The following is a 26,556-nucleotide window of genomic DNA, read 5'->3' as shown; positions in this document are numbered from 1 at the left end:
TGCGGCGGTTACTTGATCGCGGCGGTCACGTCGTCGACGAGCTTCTGCCACGTCGCCTTCGGGTCCGCACCGTTGATGATGGCGGCCTCGGCCACACCCCAGTACTGCCACACTGCGCCCATCGCGGGGATGGCCGGCATCGGGACGGCGTCGGCACCCACGGCCTGGAATCCGGCGATGATCGGGTCGGACGCCGCGGAGTCGGCCGCAGCGGTGAGGGCGGGCAGCACGTTGCCCGCCTTGAACAGCTCGAGCTGCACGTCCTCGGTGCCGATGTAGTTGACGAGGAAGTCGTTCGCCGCGACCTTGTTCTTCGACTCGGCGCTCACGAAGAAGCCCTTCACACCCGCGAACGGGGAGGCGGTCTGGCCGGTCGGGCTCGGGATCGGGTCGATCGCGACGTTGATGCCGGCTTCGGTGGCTGCGCCGACGTTCCACGGGCCGGTCAGCCAGAACGCGGCCGTGCCGTCGAGGAACTGCTGCTTCGCGATCTCGCCGTCCACGTCGGTGTTGAGCGTGCCGGCTGCACCCTGCGCGCCCAGCCACTCGGCGAAGGCGAAGCCGCCCTCGCTGCCGAGCTGCAGGTCGCTCGGGTCGTAGCTGCCGCTGTCATCGGTGCCGAAGACGGGGGCACCGAACGCGGTCTGGAACGGGTAGAGGTGGTAGGGGTTGCCCTCGGTGCCCTGCTCGACGACGAACTTCCCCTTCGAGACCATGTCATCGAAGCTGGTGGCCGGCTGGGGCACGAGGTCGGCGTTGCGCAGGACGGCGATGTTCTCGACCGCGTACGGCAGCATGTAGACCGTTCCGTCGTAGGTCGCAGCCTGGAGGGCCACCGGGAGGTAGTCCTCGGAGCTGTCACCGAGCTCGATCGGGGCGACGACGCCATTGGTCGACAGCTCGCCGAGCCAGTCGTGGGCGCCCATCACGATGTCAGGGCCCTTGCCCGTCGGCACCTGCTGGATGAAGTCGTCCTTCATGTCGTCGACGGACTTGCCGACCAGCTCGACCTTGACGCCGGTCTTGTCCTGATAGGCGTCGGCCGCACCCTGGAGGGCGTCGACGCGTTCGGCGTCGACCCAGACCGTGAGCGAGCCGCTGTCGTCGCCGCCGGAGGAGGATCCGCCGCTGGTCCCCGCGGAGCAGCCGGCGAGCGTCAGAGTCGAAACGATGGCGATCGCGCCCGCGGCGAGCACGCCCCTCTTGTTCACCTTCATTGGTGTGTGCCTCTCTCAATGCTGTTCAACCTGCAAGGACTGCAAGCGCTTACAGTATGCATCGATCAGGAGCGGGATCGCAATCGAGAGCAGCGTCGATATCAACCTGTGATGGGGCACGCGGGGCGGCACCCGACTGAAAACGCTTCCACGCCTGTCGTCGCGAGGGCTGCTCGATACACTGCCTGTATGGCTGACAGTTCCTTTGACATCGTCTCGAAAGTGGATCATCAGGAGGCCGAGAACGCCCTGAACCAGGCACGGAAAGAGGTCGAGCAGCGCTACGACTTCAAGGGCACCGGGGCATCCATCGCGTGGAGCGGGGAGCAGGTCCTCATCACGGCGAGCTCGGAGGAGCGCGCGAAGGCCGTGCTCGACGTGTTCCAGTCGAAGCTCATCAAGCGGGGCATCTCCCTGAAGAGCCTGGACTCGGGCGAGCCGTTCGCGAGCGGCAAGGAGTTCCGCATCGTCTCCAGCCTCAAGGACGGGATCTCGTCGGAGAACGCGAAGAAGATCGGCAAGATCATCCGCGACGAGGGACCCAAGGGCGTGAAGAGCCAGATCCAGGGCGACGAGCTGCGCGTGCAGTCGAAGAGCCGCGACGACCTCCAGGCCGTGATCGCTCTCCTGAAGGGCTCCGACCTCGACATCGACCTGCAGTTCGTCAACTACCGCTAGGTCGCGCGGCACAGAGGGGATCCGGCGTCGCCGGGTCCCCTTTCGCGTGCGCTCCGACTTTCCCCGGTCAACGCATATCGAGATATCGGTGTGCTTGACCAAGACTGGAAGCGGCCCCGATCCGTCGGAGCCATGGACGCCCTCGTTGCACGCCGCCCGCGCGGAACGAGGTGCCCGAGATTCGCAGGCGCTCTCGTGGGGACGAGGGTGCAGGCACCGCGGGCTCGCGTCACCGGATCCGAAGTGCCCGCACCACGGTGAAGGAAGAAAGAACAGCTCACCGGCCCGCTGCCCGCCCCCACGAACATCGGATCCGCAGGTGAGAAAGATCGGCACGGAGTCGCCGGCCCCACCGCCACACGGGGGGCCGCGGAACCGTGACAAGAAGTGAAACTGGGGGCTGGTCCATGGGGCACGTCGAGACGAAGACCATCGGAGAAAGCAAGCAACTCCTCGCCGACGAGGTCTTCCACCACATCGGAAGACTCATCGTCGAGGGCGAACTGGGGGAGGGCGAGCGCATCCGCGACGTCGACGTGGCCGATGAGCTCCACGTCTCCCGGACCCCGGTCCGAGAGGCGCTGCAGCGACTCGAGAGACTCGGGCTCGTGACGATGTACCCGAGTCGGTACACCGAGGTGACCGCGGTGACGGCGGCCGTCGTGACGCAGTCGCTCGAGTTCGCCGGGTACCAGGCGGGCATCGCCGCCCGGATGGCCGTGCCACGGCTCAGCCCGGCGGAGCGCCAGCGGGTCGTCCGCCTGATGGAAGAGGTGCGCCGCACGCTGCGCGACGGGGCATCGACCTCGAGTGCGCGGTGGGCCGTGTTCGCGTATCTCGCGGAGCACAGCGGCAACCACCAGCACCGCATGCTGATCACCGACGTCGACGTCGCCCTCGCCCGCAACCTGCGCGCGTGGGTGGTCCCTCGCGGAGACCGTGAGCGCATGCGACAGGTGTACGACGACTTCGAGATCGCCGTCACGCGGGGCAACGGGGACGAGGCGGAACGCCTGGCCCGTGCGATGTACTACGTCTGAGCGGCCCTCCAGCCGACCACCCAGCGGTCCAGGCGTCGATACGCGTCCTCACGGGCCGCGTGTCGCGACAGGAACACGTCGTGCAGCGCTCCGTCGATACGCTCGACGGTCACCGTCGAGCCCAGCCGGAGCGCTGCACGGGCGATGTCATCGACCACGAGCACCGAATCCGCCGACGTGAGGTCGTCCGACCATCGCGTCGGCGGGACGAAACGCGCCGACAGCAGCACGCACACCGGTGCCTCGATCGACAGCCCTGCCGCCACCGTCCGATGGCCCGACAGGATCGCGTTCAACCAGCCGGCGTACACGGCCATGGTCTGCACCGGACGCCAGGCGAGGTTCACGTCCATCGGGTCGTCGGGGTCGGCCACCTCCTGCTGGGCCCTGGTGTAGTAGCCGAGGTCGACCTGGGGCGCCGCGTCCAGCGGCCGGATCCGCGCCTGGAACTCGACCATCGGCGCGATCGCCGCGCGGACGGGGGCGAACTGGAACTCCAACCACGGACTGTTCAGGATGAGGGCGTCCGCGGTGTGCGGGTGCCGGGACGCCCACAGGCTCAACGTGAGCCCGCCGGTCGAGTGACCGAGGAGGACCAGCCGCCGTGCGGACTCCTCTCCCCCCTCACCTCGGCCCATCGCCGTCAGTGCGGCGGCGATGTCCTCGTCATAGGTCGCCAGGTCGCTGATGTACCCCGGGGTCTGGCCCTCGCGCAGACTGCGTCCGTACTTGCGCAGGTCCAGCGCGAAGAAGCGCGCCCCGCGAGCCGTCCAGAAGCGCGCCAGCCGCTTCTGGAAGAAGTAGTCCGACCAGCCGTGGATGTAGAGCACGTCCACGCCCTCGAGCGGGCGCCGACGCCCCCTGGCCCGATCCCACCAGCCGGACGGCGCGGGCAGCGCACGCACCAGTGTGGCGACCACGGGTCCCTGGTCATCGACGCCGAGGTCGAGCGTCAGCTGCTCGAACTCCTCGCCCAGCACATCCGGGATCCACTCGGCCATGCGTCTCCCCCCGTCGCCGCCAGGCTAGCCCACGGGGCTACTGACCGCCCGGGCGACCGACACCGAAGTTCTCCACGATGGTCGACGCGAGCGGCGCGAGGTCGCTGATGCCCGATCCCTGGAAGGTGATCAGCCGCAGCCAATCCGTCCCGATACGGACGTCGAGCACCGTGCGGCCCTGCTCGTCCACACCCGTGAGCGCGGCATCCGCGCCCGCGACCTCCACCGGCTTCTCGCCCTCGATCCGCTCGAACGCCCACGCCCCTCCGGGCAGTGTCGTGAGCATCAGGTAGCCCTGCGCGCTGTATTCGTCGTCGCCCGAAGCGTAGTAGCAGATGCGGGAACCGTTCACCGTCTGGTACACCTCGGCCGGGATGGACCACCCGCCGAAGCCGTCGATCACGTGCACGTCGGTGCCGAGCTGCTCACCGAACTCGACGTCGGTGAGGAACCGCGAGCACTCCACGCCCGCGATCGCGCTCTCCGGCACCACGACCTCACGCAGCGACGCCGCGGCGGCCGCGCCGATGCGACGCAGTCCCTCCTTGATCGCCGGCGCATCGTCCGGGCCGAGCGCCGGATCGACGACAGCCCCGGACACCAGCACCTCGCCCTCCACGACCTGGAAGAAGCAGTACCCGCCGACCTCGCAGCGCGCCTCCTCACCCGCGTAGCCACCGCGCGACTCCGCGCCCTCGATCAGGGCTGTCGCGCCCGGTGCGACCGAGACCTCCCAGTTGCGCTCGCTCGTACCGGACGAGCACGCGATGCCGCCCGCCCGCTGGAACATGTGCTGTGCGGGTCCCGGATACCAGCTCGGCGCCGACCACACCCCCAGCACCTCCGCGACCTCGCCGGCCGGTTCACCGGTGGCGGCGGTCATCTCGGCGGCCACGTCGGTGCAGCTCACATCGAACGCCGGCGTCGGGGCGACGATCGGATCCGTCGTCGGCGTGGGCGACGCCGAGGCCGACGGCGTCGACGTCTCGGTGGGCTCAGGCTCCGGCGCGCATCCGGAGAGCAGCAGCACGGTCACGGCCGCGAGGGCCAGGAGGGGGCGGTGTCGCATGCCCTCAGCCTAGGGCGGAGTGCTCCTCCGACCCGGGCGCGCTGCGGCGATCCGGGCGGGTCACTCGCCCCGCGACACCCGCACCATCTCCTCGCGCGGCACGACCTTCACGCGGGCGCGCTCGTGCGGGGCGCCCAACGCGATCTCGTGCTCGTCGAGGCGGTGCCACCCGTCGAGGTCGGTCCACGCGACGCCGCGCTCGGCCAGCAGCGCCGGGATGGCCTCCTCCGACGGATCCTCCGGGTGCCACCAGGAGCCCTGGTCGTTGATGACGTGCCGCACGGTCTCCATGGCGTCGGACTTCGTGTGCCCGATCAGCCCGACAGGTCCGCGCTTGATCCATCCCGTCGCATAGACGCCGGGCACGCGCTCGTTGGAGTCCTTCGCCAGCACCTGACCCTCGCGGTTCGGGATCACGCCGTGCTTCTTGTCGAACGGAACACCGGGGAGCGGGGAGCCGAAGTAGCCGATCGCGCGGTACAGCGCCTGCACCGGGACCTCACGGAGCTCGCCCGTGCCGATCGCGCCACCCTGCCCGTCGGGCTTCGTGCGCTCGTACACCAGGGCGGCGACGCGGCCCTGGTCGTCTTTGCGCACCTCGACCGGCTTCGCCCAGAAGTGCAGGTGCAGGCGGCGCGAGGCCGTTCCCCCCGCGTTGTTGACGGAGTCGCGCTTGCGCCACGACTGCAGGATGCGGTCGATCACCATGACCTGCTTGTTGCTGGCGATCGCGTCGCGCGCCGCCTCGTCGTAGTCGAAGTCCTCGTCGTACACGACCATGTCGACGTCGCGCAGCTCCCCGAGCTCGCGCAGCTCCAACGGGGTGAACTTGACCTGGGCCGGACCGCGGCGACCGAACACGTGCACGTCGGTGACAGCGCTCGCCTTCAGCCCCTCGTACACGTTCTCCGGGACCTCGGTCACCAGCAGGTCCTCCGCGTGCTTGGCCAGCATGCGCGACACGTCGAGCGCCACGTTGCCGTTGCCGAGCACCGCGACCGACTCCGCGTCGAGAGGCCACTCGCGCGGCACGTCGGGGTGGCCGTCGAACCAGCTCACGTAGTCGGCGGCGCCGTACGATCCGACCGCATCGATGCCCGGGATGTCGAGGGAGGTGTCGCGGATCGCGCCCGTCGCGAAGATCACCGCGTGATAGTGCCGCTTGAGGTCGTCCAGCGTGATGTCCTCGCCGAAGCGCACGTTGCCGAACAGGCGGATGTCGCCGCGGTCGAGCACATCGCGGAGGGCCGTGATGATGCCCTTGATGCGCGGGTGGTCCGGGGCGACCCCGTACCGCACCAACCCGTAGGGGGCCGGCAGCTGCTCGAACAGGTCGATCGAGACGTCGAACTTGCGCTCGGCCTTCAGCAGGATGTCCGCGGCGTAGATACCGGCGGGGCCGGCGCCGACGATGGCCAGTCGGAGCTTGGTCATGGAGGTCCTTTCGTATGCCGTCGCCGCCGTCACGCGGCGCGAAGCCGCGGGTCGCGTCAGCTCGAGCGCTCGGCGAGGGTCTCGGCGAATCGGGTCAATGCCTCGCGCACGGTGCCGCGCGGCAACGGCCGGAGGGCGTCGATCGCCTCCTGGGTCCACGCATGCGCGAGCTCGAGGGTCTTCTGCGTGACCGGGTGGTCGCGCAGCTCGTCCAGGGGGCCGTCGAGGATCGCGGGGTCGGCGCCGTCCGCGATGAGCGCGACGCCCTCGTCGATGCGGGCCGCCAGGTCTTCGGCCGTCGCATCCTTCTGCGCCTTGAGCAGCAGGTAGGGCATGGTCGGCACGCCGGCGCGCAGGTCGGTGCCCGGCACCTTGCCGGTCTCCTCGGGCTTGGCCGACAGGTCGATCACGTCGTCGAGCAGCTGGAACGCGACGCCGATCTTCTCGCCGTACACCCGCAGCGGCTCCTCGTACTCGGTCGGCGCGTTCGAGAAGATCACGCCCCCCTGCGTCGCCGCGGCGATGAGCGAACCGGTCTTGTCGGCCAGCACCTGGATGTAGAACGCGATCGGATCGTCATCGGGCTGCGGACCGAGCGTCTCGTGCATCTGTCCGAGGACGAGGCGCTCGAACGTGTCGGCCTGGAGACGGATCGCCCGCTCGCCGAGCCGCGACATGAGCTGGCTGGCCCGGGAGAACAGGATGTCGCCGGTGAGGATGGCGATGTTGTTGCCCCAGACCGCATGGGCAGCGGGCACCCCGCGGCGGCGGTCGGCGCCGTCCATGACGTCGTCGTGATACAGCGATCCGAGGTGGGTGATCTCCAGCGCCTTCGCGACGTCGATCACCTCGGGGGTGTTGCCGTCGCCCAGCTGCGCGGCGAGCAGCGTGAGCACGGGCCGGATGCGCTTGCCGCCGGCCTCGTACAGATAGCGGCTCGCAGCGTCGGCCAGCGGATCGGCCACGCGGACGTCATCGGCGAGCCCGGTCTCCACGAGCTCGAGCCCGTCCTCGATCGTGCGGGCCACCCGGCGTCCGGCGGGGCCGATGAACACGCGATCGCTGAAGCCGAGACGGCTCGCCAGTCGCGAACCCGGGGGGTGGGGGCTCGAAGTCACGCTCCCAGCCTACCCGCGTCGGATGCCGCGGTTCGCGCCGTGCTCACGCGGGCTTGCGCGCGCGGTGCAGGGCGACGATGCCGAACGAGAGGTTGCGGTACGCGACGTCCTGCCACCCGGCATCACGGATCCACGCGGACAGCCGCTTCTGGTCCGGCCACTCGCGGATCGACTCGTTCAGATAGTCGTACGCATCGCCGTTCGTCCCGGCCACCCGGGCCACCCGCGGGAGCACCTGGGCGTTGTAGAAGCGGTAGGCACCGCGGAACAGCTTGCCCGGCGGCGTCGAGAACTCGTTGATCACCAGGCGTCCGCCGGGCTTGGTCACGCGGTAGAGCTCGCGCAGGGCCTTCTTCGGATCGTTCACGTTGCGCAGCGCGTAGGACATGGTGACCGCGTCGAACTCCCCGTCCTCGAACGGGAGGGCGGTGGCATCGGCCTGCACGAAGGACAGGTTGCGCATCGCTCCGTGCCGACGTCGGCCCTCCCCGAGCATGCCCGGCGAGAAGTCGGCCGCGACGACCTGCGCGCCGCTGCGGGCCAGGGACGCCGAGGACGACGCCGTGCCCGCCCCGAGGTCGAGGATGCGCTCCCCCGGCTTCGGCGCCACGGCCCGGGTGGTGGCGGCGCGCCACAGGCCGTCGTTGCCGAAGGTCATGGCGGTGTTCGTGCGGTCGTAGCCCGCCGCGACCTGGTCGAACATGCCGCTCACGCGGGCGGGGTCCTTGCCGAGGTCGGCGCGGTTCTTGTCGTTCGAGGTCACGCGTTCAGTCTAGGCGCGAGATCGAGCGCCTCCAGCCGGTCGAGCCAGACGTCGGCGGTGGCATCGTCGAACGGCGCGACCCTCGCCCGCACCCGCCCCTCCAGGTCGAGCGCGAGCGCCTCCAGGTGGGTCATGACGTCGGCCGGATACCCGTACACGACGCTGTGCTCGGCCCACTCGTCGCGGTCGTCGACCCAGGTGCCGCGCTCCCCCTCCACGCGCACGACGTCGAGGTCCATGTCGATCCCGACGGCACGCAGCGGGTCGTCCGACCACTGCACCTCCCACCCCAGGTCGATGTAGATGCGCAGGCCGCGCGGGTGCCGCCGGTTCACGGTCAGGGCGAAGTCGCGACTCGGCGGGACCAGCGTCACATTGGGCGTCGCGGCGTGGAACTGCGCCCCCGGGCGGACGCTGTGCCAGCCGGCGGGCTGACCGACCCAGTCGCCCCAGTGATCGGCACCCAGGTAGACGCACTCGTGCCGCCAGTGCGGCGACCCGTCCCACTTGCGCCACTGGAAGACCATCTCGGTGCCGGGTGCGGGGCGCGCGTCGCTCATCCGCCCACCCTACGACGCGGGATCGCCGCCGGCGCCGCGGCCTAGGCTGGACACGTGCATCACACCCACCTGGTCGTGGAGACCCGACAGATCGACCCGGTCGAAGACCTCCTCGCCTACGCCGACCCCGCACGCCCCCTCGCCTGGCTCCGCCGTGGAGACGGGATCGTCGCGGTCGGCGAGCCGCTCGCCGAGATCCGTCCGACCGCCGAACCGGGGCAGACGCGTCTCGAAGCCCTCGCGACGTTCTGGCGGGGGCTGTCCGCCCAGGCCGACGTGACCGACCCCCTGGGGCTGCCGGGCACCGGGCTCGTGGCGTTCGGCGCCTTCACGTTCGATCCGTCGTCCACCGCCGACAGCGTGCTCACGATCCCCTCCCGCGTGCTCGGCCGCCACGGCGACCGGTTCTGGGAGACGCGGATCCGCCTGGCCGAGGACACCGCGCGACCCACAGCGCTCGAGACCCGCCCGTACGGTCCGCACTGGGCCGGTACGGTCGGCCCCGGCGCACAGAGCCCGCAGGGCTACCAGGACGCGGTCCGCGCCGCGCTCGAGCGCATCGCCGACGGGGAGCTCAGCAAGGTCGTGCTCGCGCGCGACCTGCGCGGCACCGTCCCCGCCGGGTCCGATCTGCGGCGCCTCGTGCGAGCCCTCGCGACCGGCTACCCCGACACCTGGGCGTTCGCGGTGGACGGGCTCATTGGCGCGAGCCCGGAGACCCTCGTGACCGTGCAGGACCGCACCGTCACCGCGCGCGTGCTCGCCGGCACCATCGGCCGCGGTGCCGACGCCGACGCCGACACGGCCGCGTCGACGCACCTGGCCTCCAGCATCAAAGACCTCGACGAGCACCAGTACGCGGTGCAGAGCGTGCTCACGGAGCTCCGCCCGCACACCAGGGCGCTGGCCGCGAGCGAGCAGCCGTTCCTCCTGAAGCTGCCGAACCTGTTCCACCTCGCGACCGATGTGGAGGGCGAGCTCGAGGAGGGGAGATCGGCCCTCGACCTCGTGCGCGCGCTGCATCCGACCGCGGCGGTCGCCGGAACGCCCACGGCCGCGGCGGTCTCCGCCATCCGCGACCTGGAACCCTTCGACCGCGGGCGCTACGCCGGACCGGTCGGCTGGGTCGACGCGGACGGCAACGGCGAGTGGGCCATCGCGCTCCGGTGCGCGCAGTTCACGGCGACCGGAGGCGCGATCGCGGTGACCGCCTACGCCGGCGCCGGGATCGTGGCGGGATCGGATCCCGAGAGCGAACTGCTGGAGACCCGCGTGAAGTTCCGCCCCCTGGTCGACGCCCTGGCCTGACGACCACAGCCCCGGTCAGCTCGCGGCCAGCCGCCTCTTCTCCGCCTCCACGTCGAAGTCGGCGACGGGCCACTGCGGGTCGATGTCCTGCAGCGCCGCGAGCAGCAGCTCCTGCACCGCGAGCCGGGCGTACCACTTGGCGTTCGCCGGCACCACGTACCACGGCGCCGCGTCGGTCGAGGTGCGGTCGAACACCGTCTGGTAGGCCTGCATGTACTGCGGCCACAGCATCCGTTCGTCCACGTCGCCCGGGTTGTACTTCCAGTGCTTGTCCGGACGCTCCAGCCGCTCCATGAGTCGCGCCTTCTGCTCCTCGGGCGAGATGTGCAGCATCACCTTGACGATGCGGACGCCGGAGGCTGCGACCCGCTCCTCGAACGCGGTGATCGCGTCGTAGCGGCGCTCGATCTCCGCGGCATCGGCGAGCTGCCGCACCCGCCCGATCAGCACGTCCTCGTAGTGCGAGCGGTCGAACACCCCGATGAAACCGGGCTCCGGGAGGCGCTTCTCGACGCGCCACAGGAAGTCGTGCCGCCGCTCCTCCTCGGTCGGGGCCTTGAACGCGGCGAGCGCGACGCCCTGCGGATCCACACCGCCGACCACGTGCCGGACGATGCCGCCCTTGCCCGCCGAGTCCATCGCCTGCAGCACCAGAAGCACCGCGTCCTGCGCCGTGCCGACCCGACTCTGCGCGAACAGACGCTCCTGCAGGTCGTTCAACCGCTCCAGCCCGGCGGCGAGGTCGTCCCTCCCGCGCGTCTTGCCGTGGTCATAGCCCGGCTTGGCGTCCGGATCGACGTCGGCGAGGCGGAAGCCGGGCCCCACCCGCAGGTTCTGCGTCCAGGTGTGCGCGTTCATACGCACATCCTGCCAGTCACCGCGCCAGCGGCACCTCGATGATCTGACGTCCGCCGTGCGGGGACGTGAGGGCCTGATCCAGCGCCGTCCGGGTCGTGACGCGCTGATACTCCCACCCGTACGCCAGCGCGAGATGCTCCACGCGCACGCCATGCGGGGTGTAGAAGACCCGGTCGAGATGCGCGGACGGCGCCGACGACGCCACCTCGAGCCCGTCGAAGATCGTGCCGCCGCCGTCGTTGCCGACGATCACCTGCAGCCGCGGCTCCTGCTCTCCGGGCGGCAGCAGCAGCGCCCCGACGTCGTGCAGGAACGCGAGATCACCCAGCAGCACCCGCGTGATCCCGGGGGCGCCGGCGGCCTGACTCGCGACCGCGATACCGGTGGCGGTGGCGATCGTGCCGTCGATGCCCGCGAGCCCGCGGTTGGCGTGCACCGGGACCTTCTTGCCCGCCAGGACCTCGTCGGCCACGCGCACGAGCCGGGACGAGCCGAACACGAGGCGGTCGTGCGGCCACGTGGCCCGCCACACCGCGTCGACCAGCCGCTCGCGGTCGAGCGGGCGGCGGACGGCGTCGAGCTCCGCGCGGACGGCGTCGCGCCGGGCGGCGAGGTCGGTGGACGCGAGGGCATCGGCGTCGGGCGCCCGCTCGCTCAGGTCGACGGCCTCGGCAGCCGACGCCCGCATCCACTGCCCGAGCCACTCGCGGTCCGGCTCCCCCGGGGCCACCGTGACCGCCGCGACCGCGCGCGTGCGGTGGTTGAGGTCGAGCTCCTCCCCGCCGCGGCGCACCGCCACGACCTCCACGTCGTGGCGCGACAGCAGCCGCGCGGCCTCACGGCTCAGCGTGGGATGGCCGAACACGACGACACGCTCGATGCGGCCGCCGAGGTCGTCACGGGAGAGCAGCCGACGGTAGCCGTGCACGAGGCGACGCCCGAACCGCGCGCCGCTCACGACCTCGGCGATCAGCGGCCAGTCCGCCGTGTGGGCGAGCTCCTCCGCGGCGGCACCCGCGTCGGCGCCCGCGAGCACGACCGTGCGCGGACCGCGCGGCAGCACGACCGGCTCGGACACGGCGGCGACCGGTGCCGCGCCGTCGCGCACGTCGACCGGGGGCATCGCCCCGGACAGCGGCTCGCGCGACGGCAGGTTCAGGTGCACGGGGCCGGCGACGCCCGGGACGGCTGCGGTGTCGGCAACGCCCACGGCCGCGGCGACGGCCTCGGCCGCCAGACCCCGCCAGTCGCCGTCGCCCGGCACCGGGGCGTCGACCGTGGCGCGCACCCACGGGTCGAACAGCCCCGGCTGGACGGTGGCCTGGTTGGCGCCGACACCGCGCAGCTCCGGCGGACGGTCGGCCGTGAGCAGCAGCAGCGGCACCCCCGCGTGGAACGCCTCCATCGTGGCGGGCAGGAGGTTCGCGACCGCCGTCCCGCTCGTGCACACGACCGCGGCGGGCACGCCCGTCTCGCGTGCGATGCCCAGGGCGGTGAAACCGGCGACGCGTTCATCGATGCGAACGTGCAGCCGCAGCACCCCGTCGTCGGACAGTCGCGCGGCAGCGAGTGCGAGGGCCTGCGAGCGCGACCCCGGCGACAGCACCACGTCGCGCACGCCGTTCGCCACGAGCTCGGCGAACAGGGACGCCGCGGCGTCCGTCGCGGGCGACGACGTCACGGGCGCGGATCCGCGGTGGGCGGCTCGTCGGTCTCCTCGTCCAGGCGGGCGAGCTCCTCCTCCAGACGGCGGATCCGGGCGTCCTGCTCCGCCTTGCTGATGCTGCGCAGGAACGCCGGATCGTCATCCGGGGCGAGCGTGCGCTGCACGCCCTGATCGTTCGCGCGACGACGGCCGATCACGAACCAGAGGATGCCGCCGATGACCGGGATCAGGACGACGATGGCGATCCAGGCGGCCTTGGGCACGCCCCGGTGCCGCGTCGGCGGCTGCACGGCGCAGTCGACGATGCTGAACACCCAGAACACGGCGGCGAGGAAGCCGCCGATGATGAGTAGTCTCGCCACCCTTCCAGTGTAGGCGTGTCCGCGCGGGCGGGGCCCCGGAGAGGCAAAGGCCCCGTTGCTAGACTGCGCGGGTCATGCCGCCTCTCGCGACCACCCGGAGCCCGCGAGCGCGCGCCGAGCGGATCCTGCTCGCCAGGGTCGTCACCGCCGTCGGCCTCGCGCTCCTCCTCGTCGTCGGCGCCTGGTCCGCCGCGCACGGCCCCGGCGACAGCCACGCGACCCTGTGCCTCGCCGCCGGGACCTCCGCCGCGGAGGCGGAGACCACGGACGGCGCCCCCGTCGCAGCCACCGTCGCCGTGGCCGCCCCGGAGGACTCGACCGGAATGGCCGCGGTCGCCTGTACCGCGGCGGCGCTGTGCTGCCTCACCCTGGTGCTGCTCCTCGGCCGCCGCATGCTCCGCGGACCCGGCACGCCGCTCGGCCGGACACCCCGCACGACCCCGCCGCTGCGCGCGACGCCCCGCCCGCGCCGGCTCGCCCCCTCCCTCGCACAACTGTCCCTCTCCCGGACCTGAGCCGTACGACGACTCCGCGCCGCGCCCGCGGCACCCCCATCCGTCGTACCCCTGTCTGGAGAACCCCGTGAGAACCCCTGTCAAGGCGACCCTGATCGCCATCGCCGTCGCCGTCGTCCTGCTGATCGTCGCCATCGTCTGGACCATCACCCAGCGCGCCGACGAGCCCGACCCCGACGCGGGCCAGCGCCAGCCGACCGTCCGCACCGATTCGCATGTGCTCGACGAGGGCGGTCCCGGCGCCGTCACGGTCGTCGAGTTCCTCGACTTCGAATGCGAGGCGTGCGGCGCCTTCTACCCGATCGTCGAGGAGCTCCGCGACACGTACGACGGCGACATCCGCTACGTCGCGCGCTACTTCCCGCTCCCCGGCCACGTCAACTCGACACAGGCCGCCCTCGCCGCCGAGGCCGCCGCGCAGCAGGGCCGCTTCGAGGACATGTACCACCACCTGTTCGCGACGCAGGCGAACTGGGGCGAGCAGCCCGAGGAGACCCCGGAGGTGTTCCGCGCGTTCGCCCAGGAGCTGGGCCTCGATCTCGCGGCGTACGACGAGGCCGTCGCCGACCCCGCCACGCTCGCGCGGGTGGAGCAGGACAAGCGTGACGGCGAGCGACTCGGCGTCACGAGCACCCCCACGTTCTTCGTCGACGGCGAGATGCTCGAGCTGACGGCCTGGGGCGATCTGGAGGACGCGATCGCGAAGGCCGTCGCGGACTGACCCGGCGGCAGCGGAATACCCCGGCCGGGTCCCGCCGGCCGGGGGGACCCGTCGCTACGCTGAGCGCATGTCCGAGGATGCCTCCGCTCCCGCGCGCCCCCTGATCACCGTCGCCCGGCGCATCCCGGCGACCCTCACGATGGTGGGCCTGATCCTGGTCGTCGGCGTCGTCTCACAGGGACTGTGGCGGCCGTTCGAGGATTCGGAGCTGTTCCCCTCGGTCGCGTACGGCCTGCCCAACCTGTCGGACGGCAAATGGTGGACGCCGGTCACCGGCACGTTCTTCGTCAACCAGCCGTGGGTGTACCTGTTCACGATCGCCGGCTTCTGGGGCATGGGGTACCTGGAGTTCCGTCGCGGAAGCCGCGTCGCGATCGCCTATTACGCGGTGGGACAGCTCTTCGCGATCTTCGCCACCGCGCTGCTGCTCCTGCTGCTGTCGCAGTTCGAATGGGCGTGGGCGGCGGAGCAGGCGCGCGCGCTCGACGTGGGCGCGTCCGGGGGCACGATGGCCTGCATCGCTGCAGCCGTCGGACTGTTCCGTCCCCCGTGGCGGGTACGCGGCTGGCTCATCCTCCTCGGGTTCGTCTTCATCGCGATGATGTTCTGGGGCAAGGTCGCCGACCTCGAGCATCTGCTGGCGGTGCTGCTGATCCTCGCGGTGGACCGCAGCCTGCGCGTGCGGCACACGACGGTCCGCGAGCAGCGCCTCATCGCGGTCATGGCCGTGCTGCTCCTGCTGGCGACCGAGGTCATCACCGTCCTGGTCCCGACCGACGGCCCCTTCGGCCCCACCGCACCCGCCTCCGGCGGGTTCCTGGACACCGCGCTCGACGCGGCCGTCATCCTGCTCATCGCGAACGGGCTGCGTCGCGGTCGGCGATGGGCGTGGGTGCTCGCCATCATCCTCGCCAGCCTCAACGTGCTCTCCGGTGCGCTCATCCTGGCGCTGATCATCCTGACCAGCGAGGCACAGCTCGAACTGCAGATCGACGGCGAGACCGAGCTCGCCCTCGCCAGCGGCGTGCTCTGGCTGCTGATCCTCGTCTACCTGATCGTGGTGCGGCGGGCGTTCCGGGCCCGACGGCGGTCGAAGCTCGGCGCGCAGCCGGCACCCACGCTCGCCGACCTGGAGAAGGAGCTGAAGACCCACGGCGGCGGCACCCTGTCGTGGATGACCACCTGGGAGGGCAACGCGTTCGCGCGCGTGGACGGCGGCATCGTCGCGTATCAGCGGCGCAACAGCGTGGCACTGGCACTGGCGGATCCGATCGGGCCGCGCGAACGCCGCACCGATGCGGTGCGGGACTTCATCCGCGCGGCGGAGGGCGCCGGGCTCATCCCCTGCTTCTTCAGCGCCGACGAGGCCACGCGGGCCGCGGTGCCGGAGACCTGGCGGAGCCTGGTCGTGGCGGACGACACGATCGTCGACCTGCCGGGCCTGGAGTTCACCGGAAAGCGCTGGAACTCCGTGCGCACCTCCCTCAACAAGGCAGGACGCGAGGACATGACGTTCCGGATGACGCATCTGAAGGAGGAGCCCTGGGGGGTGCAGCAGCAGCTGCGGGCGATCTCAGAGGCCTGGGTCGGCGACAAGGACCTCCCCGAGATGCGCTTCACACTCGGCACCCTCGAGGAGGCGGAGGATCCGGAGGTACGGCTCGCCCTCGCCATCGCCCCCAACGGCGACGTCGACGGCTTCCTCTCCTGGCTGCCCATCTACGGCGAGGGCGGCATCGTGCGGGGGTGGACGCTCGACCTGATGCGCCGCAGGGAGGGCGGATTCGGCCCCGTCATGGAGTACCTCATCGGGTCGTCCGCGAAGCAGTTCTCCGACGAGGGCGCGCAGATCATGTCGCTCTCCGGGGCTCCGCTCGCGCACGACTACCCACCGGACGCGGGCATGATCGCGGCGCTCAGCGACCGGCTCGCGGAGGCTCTGGAACCCGTGTACGGGTTCGGTTCGCTGCACCGGTTCAAGCAGAAGTTCCACCCGCGCTACGAGACCATGTACCTGCTGTTCCGCGACGAGAGCGACCTCACCCGGATCGGCGGCGCGTTGACGCGGGCGTTCCTGCCGGATGCCACGCTGCGGCAGTTCGCCGGTGCCGGGCTGGAACTCGTCCGCGGAGGCGGGAAGGACTGAGCCGCGGGGTGCCCCGGATCACCGGGGCACCCCGCGGAGCTGTCACTCGGCGGCCACGAGCTCCGCGGGCGCCGGGCCGGAGGGTGCGGGGCGCGGGCGCTTCGCGGTGTTCGCGATGTGGGCGCGTGCCACGACCATCCCCGCGACGGCCATGAGCCCGACCCCGAGCCAGTAGGGGGCGGCGTGGCTCACGGCGGTGTAGAGGGCCGCGGCGATCAGCGGCGCGACCGTGCCCATCGCGGCGTTGAGCGACTGGGTGGCGCCACCGAGCCAGCCCTGCTCGTCGTCGCCGACGGCGTTGGACATCGCGCCGTCCATGGCGGCCTGCGCGGCTCCCTGTCCGGCGGCGAGCAGCAGCGCGCCGACGATGAACAGCCACGGCTGGGCGATCAGCGTCGCGACGACCGCGAGACCGGCCAGGCCGATCGCCTGGGCGACGATGCCGCTGAGGATCACGCCGCGCTCCCCCATCCGCGGAAGCAGGATGGCCAGCAGCACGCCCTGGATGAGGATGTCGACGATCCCCACGCCCGCCGTGAGGAGCCCGATCTGCGTCGGCCCCCACTGGATGGCGTCGAGCGCGAGGATGCTGAAGTTGTTGACGAAGAAGCCGAACGGCAGCGCGAGCAGGCCGAACGCGATCATCAGGCCGCGCAGCTTCCGGCGACCGAACGCCTCGCGGAACACCGCGAACGGCTGCACGGCGCGCAGCGTGATCCGCGGGATGCGGTTCTCGGGCTTCAGGCTCTCCGGCAGCAGGGAGATGCTGAGGATCGCGATCACCAGGGCGACGGCGGCGGTGAGGAACACGGGCAGGCGCAGGTCGATCGCCGCGAGGAGCCCGCCGACGGCCGGGCCGATCATGGTGCCGATGCCGGTCAGCGCTCCGAGAAGGCCGAAGCGCTGTGCACGCTTCTCCGGCGGGGTGATGTCGGCGAGGTAGGCGAACAGCGCGGGCAGGTCGCCCGCCGTCAGCCCCTGGATGACACGGGCGAGCACGAGCACCCAGAGCGCTCCGCCGATGCCGAACAGGGCCATGGAGAACGCGGCGCCGAAGGCGGCGGCGATGATGACGGGCCGTCGGCCGAACCGGTCGGAGAGCCGGCCGAGGAAGGGCGCGACGAGGAAGGCGCACAGGCCGTTGACCGCTTCCAGCACGCCGACCCAGAGGGCCAGGTCGCGCTCGTGCGAGACGTACTGCAGCACGACGAACGGCAGCACGGGGAGCACCACCGTCATGCCGATGACGGTGAGCATCGTCAGCACGATGAGCATGATCCAGGCGCGGGTGGCACCACGGACCGAGGAGATGGGTGAAGTCATATCGAAAGTGTAGCGATACCAGTTTTGGTGTCAAGCCACTTTTGTACCGAGCGCGGTAGCCTGGCTCTCATGACCACCCCCGCGCCCCTCGGCCGCCGCGAGCGCAAGAAGGCCGCGACCCGCAAGAACATCTCCGACGTCGCGACGAGGATGTTCCTCGAGCGCGGCTTCGACAACGTCAGCATCCGCGAGGTCGCCGACGCCGCCGACGTCTCCCCGACCACCGTCTTCGCCCACTTCCCCCAGAAGGAGGCGCTCGTCTTCGACGAGGACGACGAGCAGCGCGACCGCCTCGTCGCCGCCGTGCGCGACCGCAGGACCGGCGTCACCATCAACCGCGCGATCCATGACTTCTACGCCGCCGAGATCGGCGCCAACCTCGACGAGCACGGAGACGACGTCGCCCGCACCTTCCTGCGCTTCCTCAACGAGACGCCGGCCCTGCGCGACTACGCGGCGAAGATGTGGCTGCGGCACGAAGACGCCCTCGCCGACGCGATCGCCGAGCAGCTCGGGCTCACCGCCCCCACGGCGGAGATCCGCGTGTACTCCCGGTTCATCCTGCAGATGCAGATCCTCGTGACCGAGAGCGACGACCAGCGCGACATCCTCGAGGCCGGATTCACCGTGCTGGAGGAGGGCTGGGGCCCCGTCGAGAAGCGGCTCACCCGCGACTCCGGCTGAGCGGCTGCCTCACTCCTCGCGCGGACGACGCCGCAGGCTCTTGACGTCGGTGCGGCGGTGCTTGGCCGTGAGCCGACGCTCCCTCGATCCGCGGCTCGGCTTCGTCGCGCGGCGCGGCGGGGCAGGCGGACGCAGGGCCTCCGCGACCAGGGCGGCCAGGCGTTCGCGTGCGGCCTCCCGGTTGCGCAGCTGCGCCCGATGCTCGGACGCCGCGATCGTCAGCACCCCGCCGACGAGCCGTCCCCGCAGACGCTCCAGGATCCGCTCGCGCTGCACCGGCGACAGGACCGCGGAACCCGCGGCGTCCCACACCAGCTCCACGCGCGAGTCCGCCGTGTTCACTCCCTGTCCCCCGGGGCCGGAGGAGCGCGAGAAGCGCCACGACAGCTCGGCGTCCGGGATCGTGAGACCGGCCGTGACGCGGAGTCCGGGTCGAGAGGCGGTGGGCATCCGTCCATCATGCGCCATGTCGTGGACGCGGACGCGAACGCCTCAGGGAGTGGACGCGACGGCGGGAGTCGAACCCGCAACGCCTCCGGATATGAGCCGGGGCCCGGGACCGCCCGGATCGCCGCGATGGCACTGACGTTACCTGGCCGTGATGTTCCCCGCCAGGGTCGTTCCCTGGGATGACCCTATGAGTCCGCGGATGACGCGGGCGTGGGAGCGTCGAGCGCCCGCAGCAGCCGCTCGACCGCCTCGCGCAGCTCCGCACGGTGCGGCTCGGGGAAGCTCGTGGTGTACTCGACGCCCGCGGGGATCCAGAGCAGTCCGTACATCGCCTCCCGCCAGTCCGCGCCGCCGAAGGGCCAGCGCGTGCGGTCGGGTCCCTCCGCCGTGGCGCCCTGTCCCCACGGCCCGAACCGCTCCTGCATCTCCGCCAGCGGCAGCTCCATCACCGCGTCGGTCTCGATCTTCTGCGGCGACCACGACGCCGCGATCAGCACCCGCTCCTCGATCTCCTGCGCACTGAGCTCGCGCCGCGCGAACAGCACCCTGGTGTGCTCGACGGACGTGATGCGGTCGACGCGGAACGTGCGCCAGTCCTCGCGGTCGAGGTCCCAGCACAGGAGGAACCACTTGCGTCCGGCCGGGGCGAGGGCATGCGGCTCCACGCGCCGCACGCTCTCCTCCCCCTGCCCGTCGACGTAGCGCAGCCGCAGCCGCTCGTGGTCGCGCGTGGCGAGCGCGATCTCGCCGATGACCACGGGCGACACCACCGGTCCCGCGCCGATCCGCGGGGGCTGCACCGCCGCCGCGAGCGCGTTCACCCGCTGCCGCAGCGCCGAGGGCAGCACCTGCTCCAGCTTCGCCAGCGCGGTCAGCGTCACCTCCGCGCCACCGACGAGCTGCTGCGTGGCGGCGACCCGCAGGCCGATCGCCATCGTGACCGCCTCGTCGTCGGTCAGCAGCAGCGGCGGCACGGCGCTCCCCGCCTCCAGCCGGTAGCCGCCGGCCGATCCCGGCGTGGACTCGACGCGATAGCCCAGCTCGCGCAGGCGGTCGACGTCGCGGCGGACGGTGCGCTCGGTGACGCCCAGTCGCGAGGCGAGCTCCGTGCCCGGCCAGTGCCGGTGCGTCTGCAGCAGGTTGAGCAGGGCGAGGGCGCGGGCGGTGGTGTCGGACATGAGCTCAGATTGGCAGACGATGCGGACAGGATGTGTCCGCGTTGCTTTCTACGCTCGCTCCCATGAACGAAACCCTCATCGAGACCGAAGGCCTGACCAAGACCTTCACCGTCAAGAAGGCGCCGGTGCACGCGGTCACCGACGTCTCCTTCAGCGCCGTGCGGGGTGAGCTCGTCGCATTCCTCGGCCCGAACGGCGCCGGCAAGTCGACGACCCTCCGCATGCTCACCACCCTGATCCCGCCGTCGGCCGGCAGCGCGCGCGTGGTCGGGCACGACATCCGCACCGACGCCGCGGGCGTCCGCGCGCGCATCGGCTACGTCGGTCAGCTCACCAGCGGCAGCTTCTCCCAGCGCGTGCGCGACGAACTGCTCAGCCAGGGCGCCTTCTACGGCCTGACGAAGCGCGACAGCGTGCGGAGGGCGGACGAGCTCATCGAGTCGCTCGACCTGTCGTCGTTCGCGGGCCGCACCGTGCAGCAGCTCAGCGGCGGGCAGAAGCGCCGGCTCGACATCGCCCTCGGGCTCATGCACGCACCACCCCTGCTGTTCCTCGACGAGCCCTCCACGGGGCTCGACCCGCAGAGCCGCGCGAACCTGTGGGAGCACATCCTCGACCTGCGCACACAGCACGGCACCACGGTCTTCCTCACCACGCACTACCTGGAGGAGGCCGACCGCTACGCCGAGCGGGTCATGGTGATGGACAAGGGCCGCATCATCGCGGACGACGACGCGGCCTCGCTCAAGGCCACCCTCGCGGGCGACGTGCTCACGTTCGGGTTCACCGACGCCGCGGAGGCCGAGCGGGCGCGCACCGTGGTCGCCCGACGGAGCCCGGCCGAGGTCGTGCGGGATGACGCCTCCCTCTCCCTCGCTGTGCCCGACGGCGACCGGCTGCTGCCCGTTGTCGTGCGGGAGCTCGACGCCGCGGGCATCGTCGTGCAGCGCGCGACCGGAGTGCCGCCCACACTCGACGACGTGTTCCTCGCCCTCACCGGACGCACCCTGCGCGATGCGGGCGAGGGTGCAGGAGCCCCCGAGTCCACGGACGAGCCCACGCCCGCCTCCACCCCGACCACGACAGGAGTCCTCTCATGACCACCACCGACACGCTCGTGCGCCCGAACCTCGCACGCGACACCCGCCACGTGCTGACGCGGGAGCTCAAGCCCGTGGTGCGGGACCCGTTCACCCTGATCTTCAGCCTGCTGCAGCCCCTGGTGTTCCTCGGGCTGTTCGCCCCGCTGCTGATCGGCCAGTCCGGACAGCCCGCGGGCGAGACCCTGTCGTGGTTCGTGCCGGGTGTGCTGGTGATGATCGTGCTGTTCGGCACCGGCGCCACCGGGTCGAACCTCCAGTACGAGATGATGACCGGCTCGCACGAGCGCACCCTCGTCGCCCCGCTCGCCCGGTCGTCCCTCCTCGTCGGCCGCGCGCTGAAGGAGATCGCGCCGATCGTGGTGCAGGCCCTCGTGATCGTCCTGATCGCATGGCCGTTCGGGTTCGCGGTCGACGTGCCGGGCCTGCTGATCGGCCTCGCGCTGCTCGCCGTGTTCGGGGTGGGCCTCGGCTCGCTCTCGTACTCGCTCGCGCTCGCGACCAAAGACCGGGAGTGGCTGTTCTGGGGCGTGCAGCAGTCGCTCATCTTCCCGCTGCTGATCCTGTCGGGGATGCTGCTGCCGCTCGACGCCGCGCCGGACTGGATGCGCGCGGTCGCGACGGTCAACCCGGTGAACTGGGTCGTGCAGGCGGAGCGGGCGCTGTTCGCCGGGGACCTGGGCGACCTCACCGTGCTGTGGGGGTGGATCGCCGCACTCGCGGTGGCCACGGTCGGCCTCGTGGTGGGCGTGCGCGCCATCCGCCGCAGCAACTGACCCGCGCTCGACGCCCGCGACGGCGGCCTCGATTCTGCGGGGCCACCGCCGCGGGCATCGTGTCGCTAGCGCCGCCACCCGCCGCCGTCAAGCGCATCGACCGTGCTCCGTCGGCCCTCGTATCGTCGCCCGCACGACCACGAGCAGCAGGAGGGCCGCATGTCCGAATCGCAGCACAACGACAAGACGCCGACCACGGGCCTGGAGTCCGGGGAGCCGCAGGCGCGCCTGGAAGCCGAGGCCCGACGCGCGATCGTGACCGGCGCGGACTCGGGCATCGGCCGCGCGACCGCGGTCGCCCTCGCCGCGGCCGGCATCGACGTGGGCATCACCTGGCACAGCGACGAGGCCGGCGCCCAGGAGACCGCGGAGGAGGTGCGCAGCCACGGCGCCAGGGCCGTGGTCGCCCGCCTCGACGTGGCGGACATCCCCGCGTGCGGCGACGCGGTCGACGGCCTGATCGCCGAGCTCGGCGGGGTGGACGTGTTCGTCAACAACGCCGGAGCGGGACTGCAGACCCCGTTCCTCGACGTGACCCTCGACGAGTGGAACCGCGTGGTCGACACCGACCTCACCGGCGCGTTCGTGTGCCTGCAACGGGCGGCGCGGGCCATGGTCGCGGCCGGACGCGGTGGCCGGCTGATCGCGGTCACCAGCGTGCACGAGCATCAGCCGATGGTCGGGGCGAGCGCGTACGACGCCGCGAAGCACGGGCTCGGCGGCCTCATGAAGAACCTAGCGCTCGAACTCGGTGCGCACGGCATCAGCGCGGTGAGCGTGGCCCCCGGCGAGATCGCCACACCCATGACCGGGCAGACCGACACCGACCCGCACACGGAGGACCGCCCCGGCATCCCGCTCGGACGACCAGGGGACGCGCGCGAGGTGGCCGCGCTGATCGCCTTCCTGGCCTCGCCCGAAGCCGCCTACATCTCCGGGGCCTCGGTCGTGATCGACGGCGGCATGCTGCAGATGGGCCCGCAGGCCGGCGCCGCGGTCGAGAGCCACGACTGGCGCCGCCTCTGACGCACCACGACCCGGACGAACGAGCCGGGGCTCAGCGACGCAGCGAGTCGGCGAACGGGTTCGGCTCGAGCGTGTAGTCCGTGGACGGGTCCGCCCACGTGGAGGCGCCCTCCGGACTGCGGCGAGCGCGGACGCCGGACAGCAGCCGCACCGCCGGGACTCCGACCGCGAGCGCGAGCCGTCCGGAGATGCTGCGGTCCTCCCGTCCGAGCACACTCGCCCGGTGCCAGGCCTCGTGCAGCGCACCCCCGCGCGCAGCGGGCACCCGGCGCGGAGGCAGCGCGCCCGCTCGACGCAGCGCGACCAGGTCCTGCACCCGGTCCCACCAGTCCGACTCGTCGGCGGGGTGGAAATAGTTGTCGCGCAGCCAGGCCGGGTGCGGGCGCCGGAAGCGGCCGGCCACGACCTCGCCCGCCCCGCCCAGCAGCCCGCTGCCGACGAAGACCGTGTTGAGCAGGCTCTTGCTCACCCCGAAGCGGTCGAGCGCGATGACCGGCACCCCGTGCGCCAGCGCCTCCACCGCGGCGGTCGAGCTCACCGTGACCAGCCCGGCCGCCGTCTCCAGCGCCGTGTCCATCGGAGCGTGCGAGAACACGAGGTTCCGCGGCCGCGCGGCCCCGAAGAGCCCGGTGTAGGGCTCGCGGTCGAGGTGGGTCTCCGCCTCGCCCTGTCGCGCACGCAGCTTCACCACCACGCGCCGGTCGGGGTCGGCCTCGGCGGCGCGCACCAGCAGGGCCGCGATGTCGGCCCTCGCCGCGCGATCCGCGGGCACCAGCGCCTGGGCGGCGAAGACGACGTCCGTGGCACCCGGCCGCGGCTCCGCGTCGGCCACCGGCTCCGTCGGGCGGTCGGCGAGGGCGGCCCGCGGCGCCCCTCCGGCGAGGATCCGCGCCTCGGCACGCTCCGCCCGCCTCCGGCCGCCGTACGGGCCCCGTGCGAACGGAAGGGTCGCGAGCGCCAGCGGCACCGGCACCCCGATCCGCTCCCCCAGCTCGGCGAACGCCCTGACCTCGCGGTGGGAGTGCACGATCAGCAGGTCGGTGTGACGCCGGTACTCCAGGGCCCCGCGCTGCGCCGGGATCGCCATACCGGGCAGCCCCGACACGACGACGGGCCGGTGCGCGAGCGAGTCGATCACGCGTCCGAGCAGCCGCACGAACGGCCCGCGACCAGCGAGCAGCACCGCGTCGGGCCGCTGCCGGTCCAGCCACGCCGCCACCTGCGCGAGGTCGAGCCGGGTGACATCTGTCGCCGCGACCCCGGTGCCCTCCCGCGCCGCGCGCTCCTGCTCCGCGCTCACCGTGAGGGGCGTGCGCACCAGCAGCAGCTGCGGGCGCAGACCGGGCACCGCGCCGAGCAGCGAGGCAGACCACTTCACGAACGAGTCGGCATCGGCGACCGCGACCACGCGCAGCCCGGAGGCGTCGGTCATGCCGGCACGCGACGCAGCTTGGCCATGGGGGCGCGCTCGCTGTCGAACACGCGCTTCACGCCGTCGCCCACCGCCCGCTCGATCACCCGGATGTCGCGCACCAGGTGCTCGAGTCCGGTCGGCTCCAGCGACGCGGCGTGGTCGGAGCCCCACATCGTCCGGTCGAGCGTGATGTGCCGTTCGACCGCGACGGCGCCCATCGCGACCGCGGCGAGCGAGATCTGCAGGCCGCGCTCGTGGCCCGAGTATCCGACGGGGATGCCGGGGTAGCGGTCGCGGAGGGTCGCGATGACCCGCAGGTTCGCCTCCTCCGGCTCCAGCGGATACGTCGAGGTCGCGTGCATCAGCACGACCCGGTCGGTGCCGAGGGTGTCGAGGGCGCGGTCGATCTGCTCGATCGTGGACATGCCGGTGGAGAGGATCACGGGCTTGCCCGTCTCGCGCAGCGCGGTCAGCAGCTCGGTGTCGGTCAGGCTCGCGGAGGCGACCTTGTGCGCCACGACGTTCAGTTCCTCCAGGAACGCCACGCTCGGCACATCCCACGGCGACGCGAACCAGTCCAGCCCGAGCAGCGTGGCGTGGTCGCCGATCTCGACGTACTCGTCGCGGCCGAACTCGACCCGGCGCCGGTAGTCGAGATAGCTCATGACACCCCACGGCGTCTCCCGCGGTACATCGCGCATGTGCTCCGGCGTGGAGATCTCGGGGGTGCGCTTCTGGAACTTGACCGCGTCGGCCCCCGCCCGCGCCGCGACGTCGATCAGTCGCTTGGCGATGTCCACGTCGCCGTTGTGGTTGAGGCCGATCTCCGCGATGACGTAGGCCGGACGGCCGCCGCCGATCACACGCGAGCCGATGCTGACAGTCATGGTTCCTCCGGTCGTCGAGCGGGTTGCCGCCGTCCTTCCTGAGTACGCGCCGCGGGTGAACGGCCCTCGACCGGAGGGTTACCGGGGGCGGTCAGCTCGACAACACGCGTTCGACGAGCTCCCTGACCGCACCGTCTCCCCCGCGGCGGTGCAGCACGACCCTGGCCTCGGCCCGCACGAGGGGATGCGCGTCGGCGACGGCGACCGGCCACCCGACGATGCGCATCGCCGGGAGGTCGTTCACGTCGTTGCCGAGGTACGCGATGTCGGCGAGCGGCATGCCCTGCTCCTGCGCCCACCGCCGCAGCGCGTCCTCCTTGTCGTCGATGCCGTGCAGCACGGGGACGCGCAGCTTGTCGGCCCTCGCCCGCACGACCGGGTTGACCTCGGTGGAGAGGATCAGCATCGGCACGCCGGCGCGGCGCAGCAGCGCGACGCCCATGCCGTCCTCCCGGCTCACCCGTACCCGCTCCCCTCCGTCGGCGTCGACGATCGCGGTGTCGTCGGTGTGGACGCCGTCGAAGTCGGTGACCACCGCACGCACCGGGATCCGCGCGGGAGTCTCACGCAGGGCCGCCAGGGCCCGCGCCGCCGCGAGCTGCTCCGCGTCGTCGATCTCGATCGCGCTCCACTCGGGCACCGCGATGATGCGGGTGCGGCCGAAGAAGCGGTGCCGGCTGCGGCGGAACCCGTCCGCCCGGAACACGTAGAACGCCCCGGTCTCGAGGTGATGCGGCTCACGGTCCTGGCGCCGCGGACGGTGGCTCGCGTCGTGGTTGAGCGCCTCCGCCTCCCCCTCGGGCCCCGTGCGCCACAGGAAGCCGTACGTCGCGACGGCCGCGAACGCGCTGTCGGCCGTGCCCTCCCGCACGGCCTCGACGGCGGCGGACAGCTCCACGCTCGGCACGAAGGGCGACGTGGCCTGCACGAACGCGACGACCGCGAACGACTCTCCCCGGCGCTCGAGCTCGTCGAGCGCGTGGAGGATCGCCGCCTCGGACGACGCGGTGTCGCCCGACAGCTCCGCGGGGCGCCGGACGATGCGCGCGCCCGCGGCCTCCGCGACCGCCGCGATCTCGTCGTCGTCGGTGGAGACCACGACCGCGTCGATGCCCGCGGCGGCCGTTGCCGCGTGCACGGCCCTGGCCACGAGCGGCACCCCGCCCACGCGCTCCAGGTTCTTGCGCGGGATCTGCTTCGACCCGCCGCGCGCCGGGATGATCGCCACCGTCCGCGGCGCTCCCTTGTCTGTCTGCTGCATG

General features: G+C 71.9%; 26 protein-coding genes and 1 tRNA gene. 10 read left to right on the top strand and 17 right to left on the bottom strand.

Annotated features, from left to right (window positions below):
- Positions 1-8: 8 nt before the first annotated feature.
- Positions 9-1,217, bottom strand: coding sequence for a maltose ABC transporter substrate-binding protein (locus ACFV3I_RS16020; RefSeq protein ID WP_247637665.1), 1,209 nt, complete (start codon positions 1,215-1,217; stop codon positions 9-11).
- Between the two features lie 189 nt (positions 1,218-1,406).
- Between ACFV3I_RS16020 and ACFV3I_RS16015 the strand changes: the two genes are divergently transcribed.
- Both ACFV3I_RS16015 and ACFV3I_RS16010 read left to right on the top strand, forming a co-directional pair.
- Positions 1,407-1,895, top strand: coding sequence for a YajQ family cyclic di-GMP-binding protein (locus tag ACFV3I_RS16015; protein ID WP_136035747.1), 489 nt, complete (start codon positions 1,407-1,409; stop codon positions 1,893-1,895).
- 407 nt (positions 1,896-2,302) lie between these two features.
- Entirely contained in the window at positions 2,303-2,935 is a 633-nt protein-coding gene (locus tag ACFV3I_RS16010) for a GntR family transcriptional regulator (protein WP_136028859.1), read from the top strand.
- Here ACFV3I_RS16010 and ACFV3I_RS16005 read toward each other — a convergent pair.
- The 6 genes from ACFV3I_RS16005 to ACFV3I_RS15980 are packed head-to-tail and all read right to left on the bottom strand — an operon-like array spanning position 2,926 to position 8,880.
- Positions 2,926-3,936 carry an alpha/beta hydrolase gene (locus ACFV3I_RS16005; RefSeq protein ID WP_136028857.1) on the bottom strand — a complete coding sequence of 337 codons (1,011 nt, stop codon included), beginning with the start codon at positions 3,934-3,936 and terminating at the stop codon, positions 2,926-2,928. The genes ACFV3I_RS16010 and ACFV3I_RS16005 overlap by 10 nt on opposite strands.
- A gap of 37 nt (positions 3,937-3,973) precedes the next feature.
- Positions 3,974-5,005, bottom strand: coding sequence for a hypothetical protein (locus ACFV3I_RS16000; RefSeq protein ID WP_247637666.1), 1,032 nt, complete (start codon positions 5,003-5,005; stop codon positions 3,974-3,976).
- A 60-nt stretch (positions 5,006-5,065) separates the two neighbouring features.
- Positions 5,066-6,439 (bottom strand): FAD-dependent oxidoreductase, encoded by a 1,374-nt coding sequence (locus ACFV3I_RS15995; RefSeq protein ID WP_136028853.1) that lies wholly within the window; start codon positions 6,437-6,439, stop codon positions 5,066-5,068.
- Between the two features lie 56 nt (positions 6,440-6,495).
- On the bottom strand, positions 6,496-7,557 hold the full coding sequence (locus ACFV3I_RS15990) for a polyprenyl synthetase family protein (protein WP_247637667.1): 1,062 nt from the start codon (positions 7,555-7,557) through the stop codon (positions 6,496-6,498).
- A gap of 43 nt (positions 7,558-7,600) precedes the next feature.
- Positions 7,601-8,320, bottom strand: coding sequence for a class I SAM-dependent methyltransferase (locus ACFV3I_RS15985; protein WP_378823613.1), 720 nt, complete (start codon positions 8,318-8,320; stop codon positions 7,601-7,603).
- Entirely contained in the window at positions 8,317-8,880 is a 564-nt protein-coding gene (locus ACFV3I_RS15980) for a DUF402 domain-containing protein (protein WP_378823611.1), read from the bottom strand. The genes ACFV3I_RS15985 and ACFV3I_RS15980 overlap by 4 nt, the downstream gene beginning before the upstream one ends.
- 54 nt (positions 8,881-8,934) lie before the next feature.
- Here ACFV3I_RS15980 and ACFV3I_RS15975 point away from each other — a divergent pair, with 54 nt between their 5' ends.
- On the top strand, positions 8,935-10,188 hold the full coding sequence (locus ACFV3I_RS15975; RefSeq protein WP_378823610.1) for an isochorismate synthase MenF: 1,254 nt from the start codon (positions 8,935-8,937) through the stop codon (positions 10,186-10,188).
- A 15-nt stretch (positions 10,189-10,203) separates the two neighbouring features.
- Here ACFV3I_RS15975 and ACFV3I_RS15970 read toward each other — a convergent pair whose 3' ends face one another.
- From ACFV3I_RS15970 to ACFV3I_RS15960, 3 genes are read right to left on the bottom strand one after another with little or no spacing between them, the layout of a single operon-like run.
- Positions 10,204-11,046, bottom strand: a complete 843-nt coding sequence (locus ACFV3I_RS15970) for a polyphosphate kinase 2 family protein (RefSeq protein ID WP_378823609.1) — start codon at positions 11,044-11,046, stop codon at positions 10,204-10,206.
- Positions 11,047-11,062: 16 nt separating this feature from the next.
- Positions 11,063-12,727: a 2-succinyl-5-enolpyruvyl-6-hydroxy-3-cyclohexene-1-carboxylic-acid synthase gene (menD, locus tag ACFV3I_RS15965; protein WP_378823607.1), complete on the bottom strand. Its 1,665-nt coding sequence runs from the start codon at positions 12,725-12,727 to the stop codon at positions 11,063-11,065.
- Positions 12,724-13,074: a PLD nuclease N-terminal domain-containing protein gene (locus ACFV3I_RS15960; protein ID WP_136028489.1), complete on the bottom strand. Its 351-nt coding sequence runs from the start codon at positions 13,072-13,074 to the stop codon at positions 12,724-12,726. Before ACFV3I_RS15960 ends, menD begins: the two co-directional genes overlap by 4 nt.
- Positions 13,075-13,148: 74 nt before the next feature.
- Between ACFV3I_RS15960 and ACFV3I_RS15955 the strand changes: the two genes are divergently transcribed.
- The 3 genes from ACFV3I_RS15955 (at position 13,149) to ACFV3I_RS15945 (ending at position 16,456) form a co-directional block, all read left to right on the top strand.
- Entirely contained in the window at positions 13,149-13,589 is a 441-nt protein-coding gene (locus ACFV3I_RS15955; protein WP_378823605.1) for a hypothetical protein, read from the top strand.
- A gap of 67 nt (positions 13,590-13,656) precedes the next feature.
- On the top strand, positions 13,657-14,310 hold the full coding sequence (locus ACFV3I_RS15950; RefSeq protein WP_378823604.1) for a DsbA family protein: 654 nt from the start codon (positions 13,657-13,659) through the stop codon (positions 14,308-14,310).
- Positions 14,311-14,377: 67 nt separating this feature from the next.
- A complete protein-coding gene (locus ACFV3I_RS15945; RefSeq protein WP_378823603.1) occupies positions 14,378-16,456 on the top strand; it encodes a bifunctional lysylphosphatidylglycerol flippase/synthetase MprF in 2,079 nt (692 codons plus the stop codon).
- 42 nt (positions 16,457-16,498) lie between these two features.
- On the opposite strand, the gene ACFV3I_RS15940 is transcribed toward ACFV3I_RS15945, so the two are convergent.
- The gene (locus tag ACFV3I_RS15940) at positions 16,499-17,779 is read right to left on the bottom strand and encodes an MFS transporter (protein ID WP_378823601.1); all 1,281 of its coding nucleotides are present in this window, start codon (positions 17,777-17,779) and stop codon (positions 16,499-16,501) included.
- 69 nt (positions 17,780-17,848) lie between these two features.
- Between ACFV3I_RS15940 and ACFV3I_RS15935 the strand changes: the two genes are divergently transcribed.
- On the top strand, positions 17,849-18,463 hold the full coding sequence (locus tag ACFV3I_RS15935; protein ID WP_378823599.1) for a TetR/AcrR family transcriptional regulator: 615 nt from the start codon (positions 17,849-17,851) through the stop codon (positions 18,461-18,463).
- A gap of 9 nt (positions 18,464-18,472) precedes the next feature.
- On the opposite strand, the gene arfB is transcribed toward ACFV3I_RS15935, so the two are convergent.
- The 3 genes from arfB to ACFV3I_RS15920 all read right to left on the bottom strand — a co-directional run bounded on the left by arfB (position 18,473) and on the right by ACFV3I_RS15920 (position 20,091).
- Entirely contained in the window at positions 18,473-18,913 is a 441-nt protein-coding gene (gene arfB / locus ACFV3I_RS15930; protein WP_378823598.1) for an alternative ribosome rescue aminoacyl-tRNA hydrolase ArfB, read from the bottom strand.
- A 50-nt stretch (positions 18,914-18,963) separates the two neighbouring features.
- A tRNA-Met gene (locus tag ACFV3I_RS15925) sits at positions 18,964-19,039 on the bottom strand.
- Positions 19,040-19,098: 59 nt separating this feature from the next.
- Positions 19,099-20,091, bottom strand: coding sequence for a YafY family protein (locus ACFV3I_RS15920; RefSeq protein WP_136028666.1), 993 nt, complete (start codon positions 20,089-20,091; stop codon positions 19,099-19,101).
- 62 nt (positions 20,092-20,153) lie between these two features.
- Between ACFV3I_RS15920 and ACFV3I_RS15915 the strand changes: the two genes are divergently transcribed.
- From ACFV3I_RS15915 to ACFV3I_RS15905, 3 genes are all read left to right on the top strand, one after another.
- Entirely contained in the window at positions 20,154-21,191 is a 1,038-nt protein-coding gene (locus ACFV3I_RS15915; protein ID WP_378823596.1) for an ABC transporter ATP-binding protein, read from the top strand.
- A complete protein-coding gene (locus ACFV3I_RS15910) occupies positions 21,188-21,967 on the top strand; it encodes an ABC transporter permease (RefSeq protein WP_136028664.1) in 780 nt (259 codons plus the stop codon). The genes ACFV3I_RS15915 and ACFV3I_RS15910 overlap by 4 nt, the downstream gene beginning before the upstream one ends.
- A 159-nt stretch (positions 21,968-22,126) precedes the next feature.
- Positions 22,127-22,993, top strand: a complete 867-nt coding sequence (locus tag ACFV3I_RS15905) for an SDR family oxidoreductase (RefSeq protein ID WP_136028663.1) — start codon at positions 22,127-22,129, stop codon at positions 22,991-22,993.
- A 31-nt stretch (positions 22,994-23,024) separates the two neighbouring features.
- Here the strand turns inward: ACFV3I_RS15905 and ACFV3I_RS15900 are convergent, their stop codons facing one another.
- The 3 genes from ACFV3I_RS15900 to ACFV3I_RS15890 form a co-directional block, all read right to left on the bottom strand.
- On the bottom strand, positions 23,025-24,425 hold the full coding sequence (locus tag ACFV3I_RS15900; protein WP_378823593.1) for a DUF6716 putative glycosyltransferase: 1,401 nt from the start codon (positions 24,423-24,425) through the stop codon (positions 23,025-23,027).
- The gene (locus tag ACFV3I_RS15895; protein WP_136028661.1) at positions 24,422-25,294 is read right to left on the bottom strand and encodes an N-acetylneuraminate synthase family protein; all 873 of its coding nucleotides are present in this window, start codon (positions 25,292-25,294) and stop codon (positions 24,422-24,424) included. Before ACFV3I_RS15895 ends, ACFV3I_RS15900 begins: the two co-directional genes overlap by 4 nt.
- A gap of 91 nt (positions 25,295-25,385) precedes the next feature.
- Entirely contained in the window at positions 25,386-26,555 is a 1,170-nt protein-coding gene (locus ACFV3I_RS15890; protein ID WP_378823592.1) for a cytidylyltransferase domain-containing protein, read from the bottom strand.
- Between the last annotated feature and the right edge of the window lies 1 nt (position 26,556).

It is taken from the genome of Microbacterium sp. NPDC059771 (genome assembly GCF_042732495.1).
In the GTDB taxonomy this organism is placed as follows: domain Bacteria; phylum Actinomycetota; class Actinomycetes; order Actinomycetales; family Microbacteriaceae; genus Microbacterium; species Microbacterium sufflavum.
The sequence above is the reverse complement of the archived record's forward strand: the minus strand, read 5'-3'. Positions and strand labels throughout refer to the sequence as shown.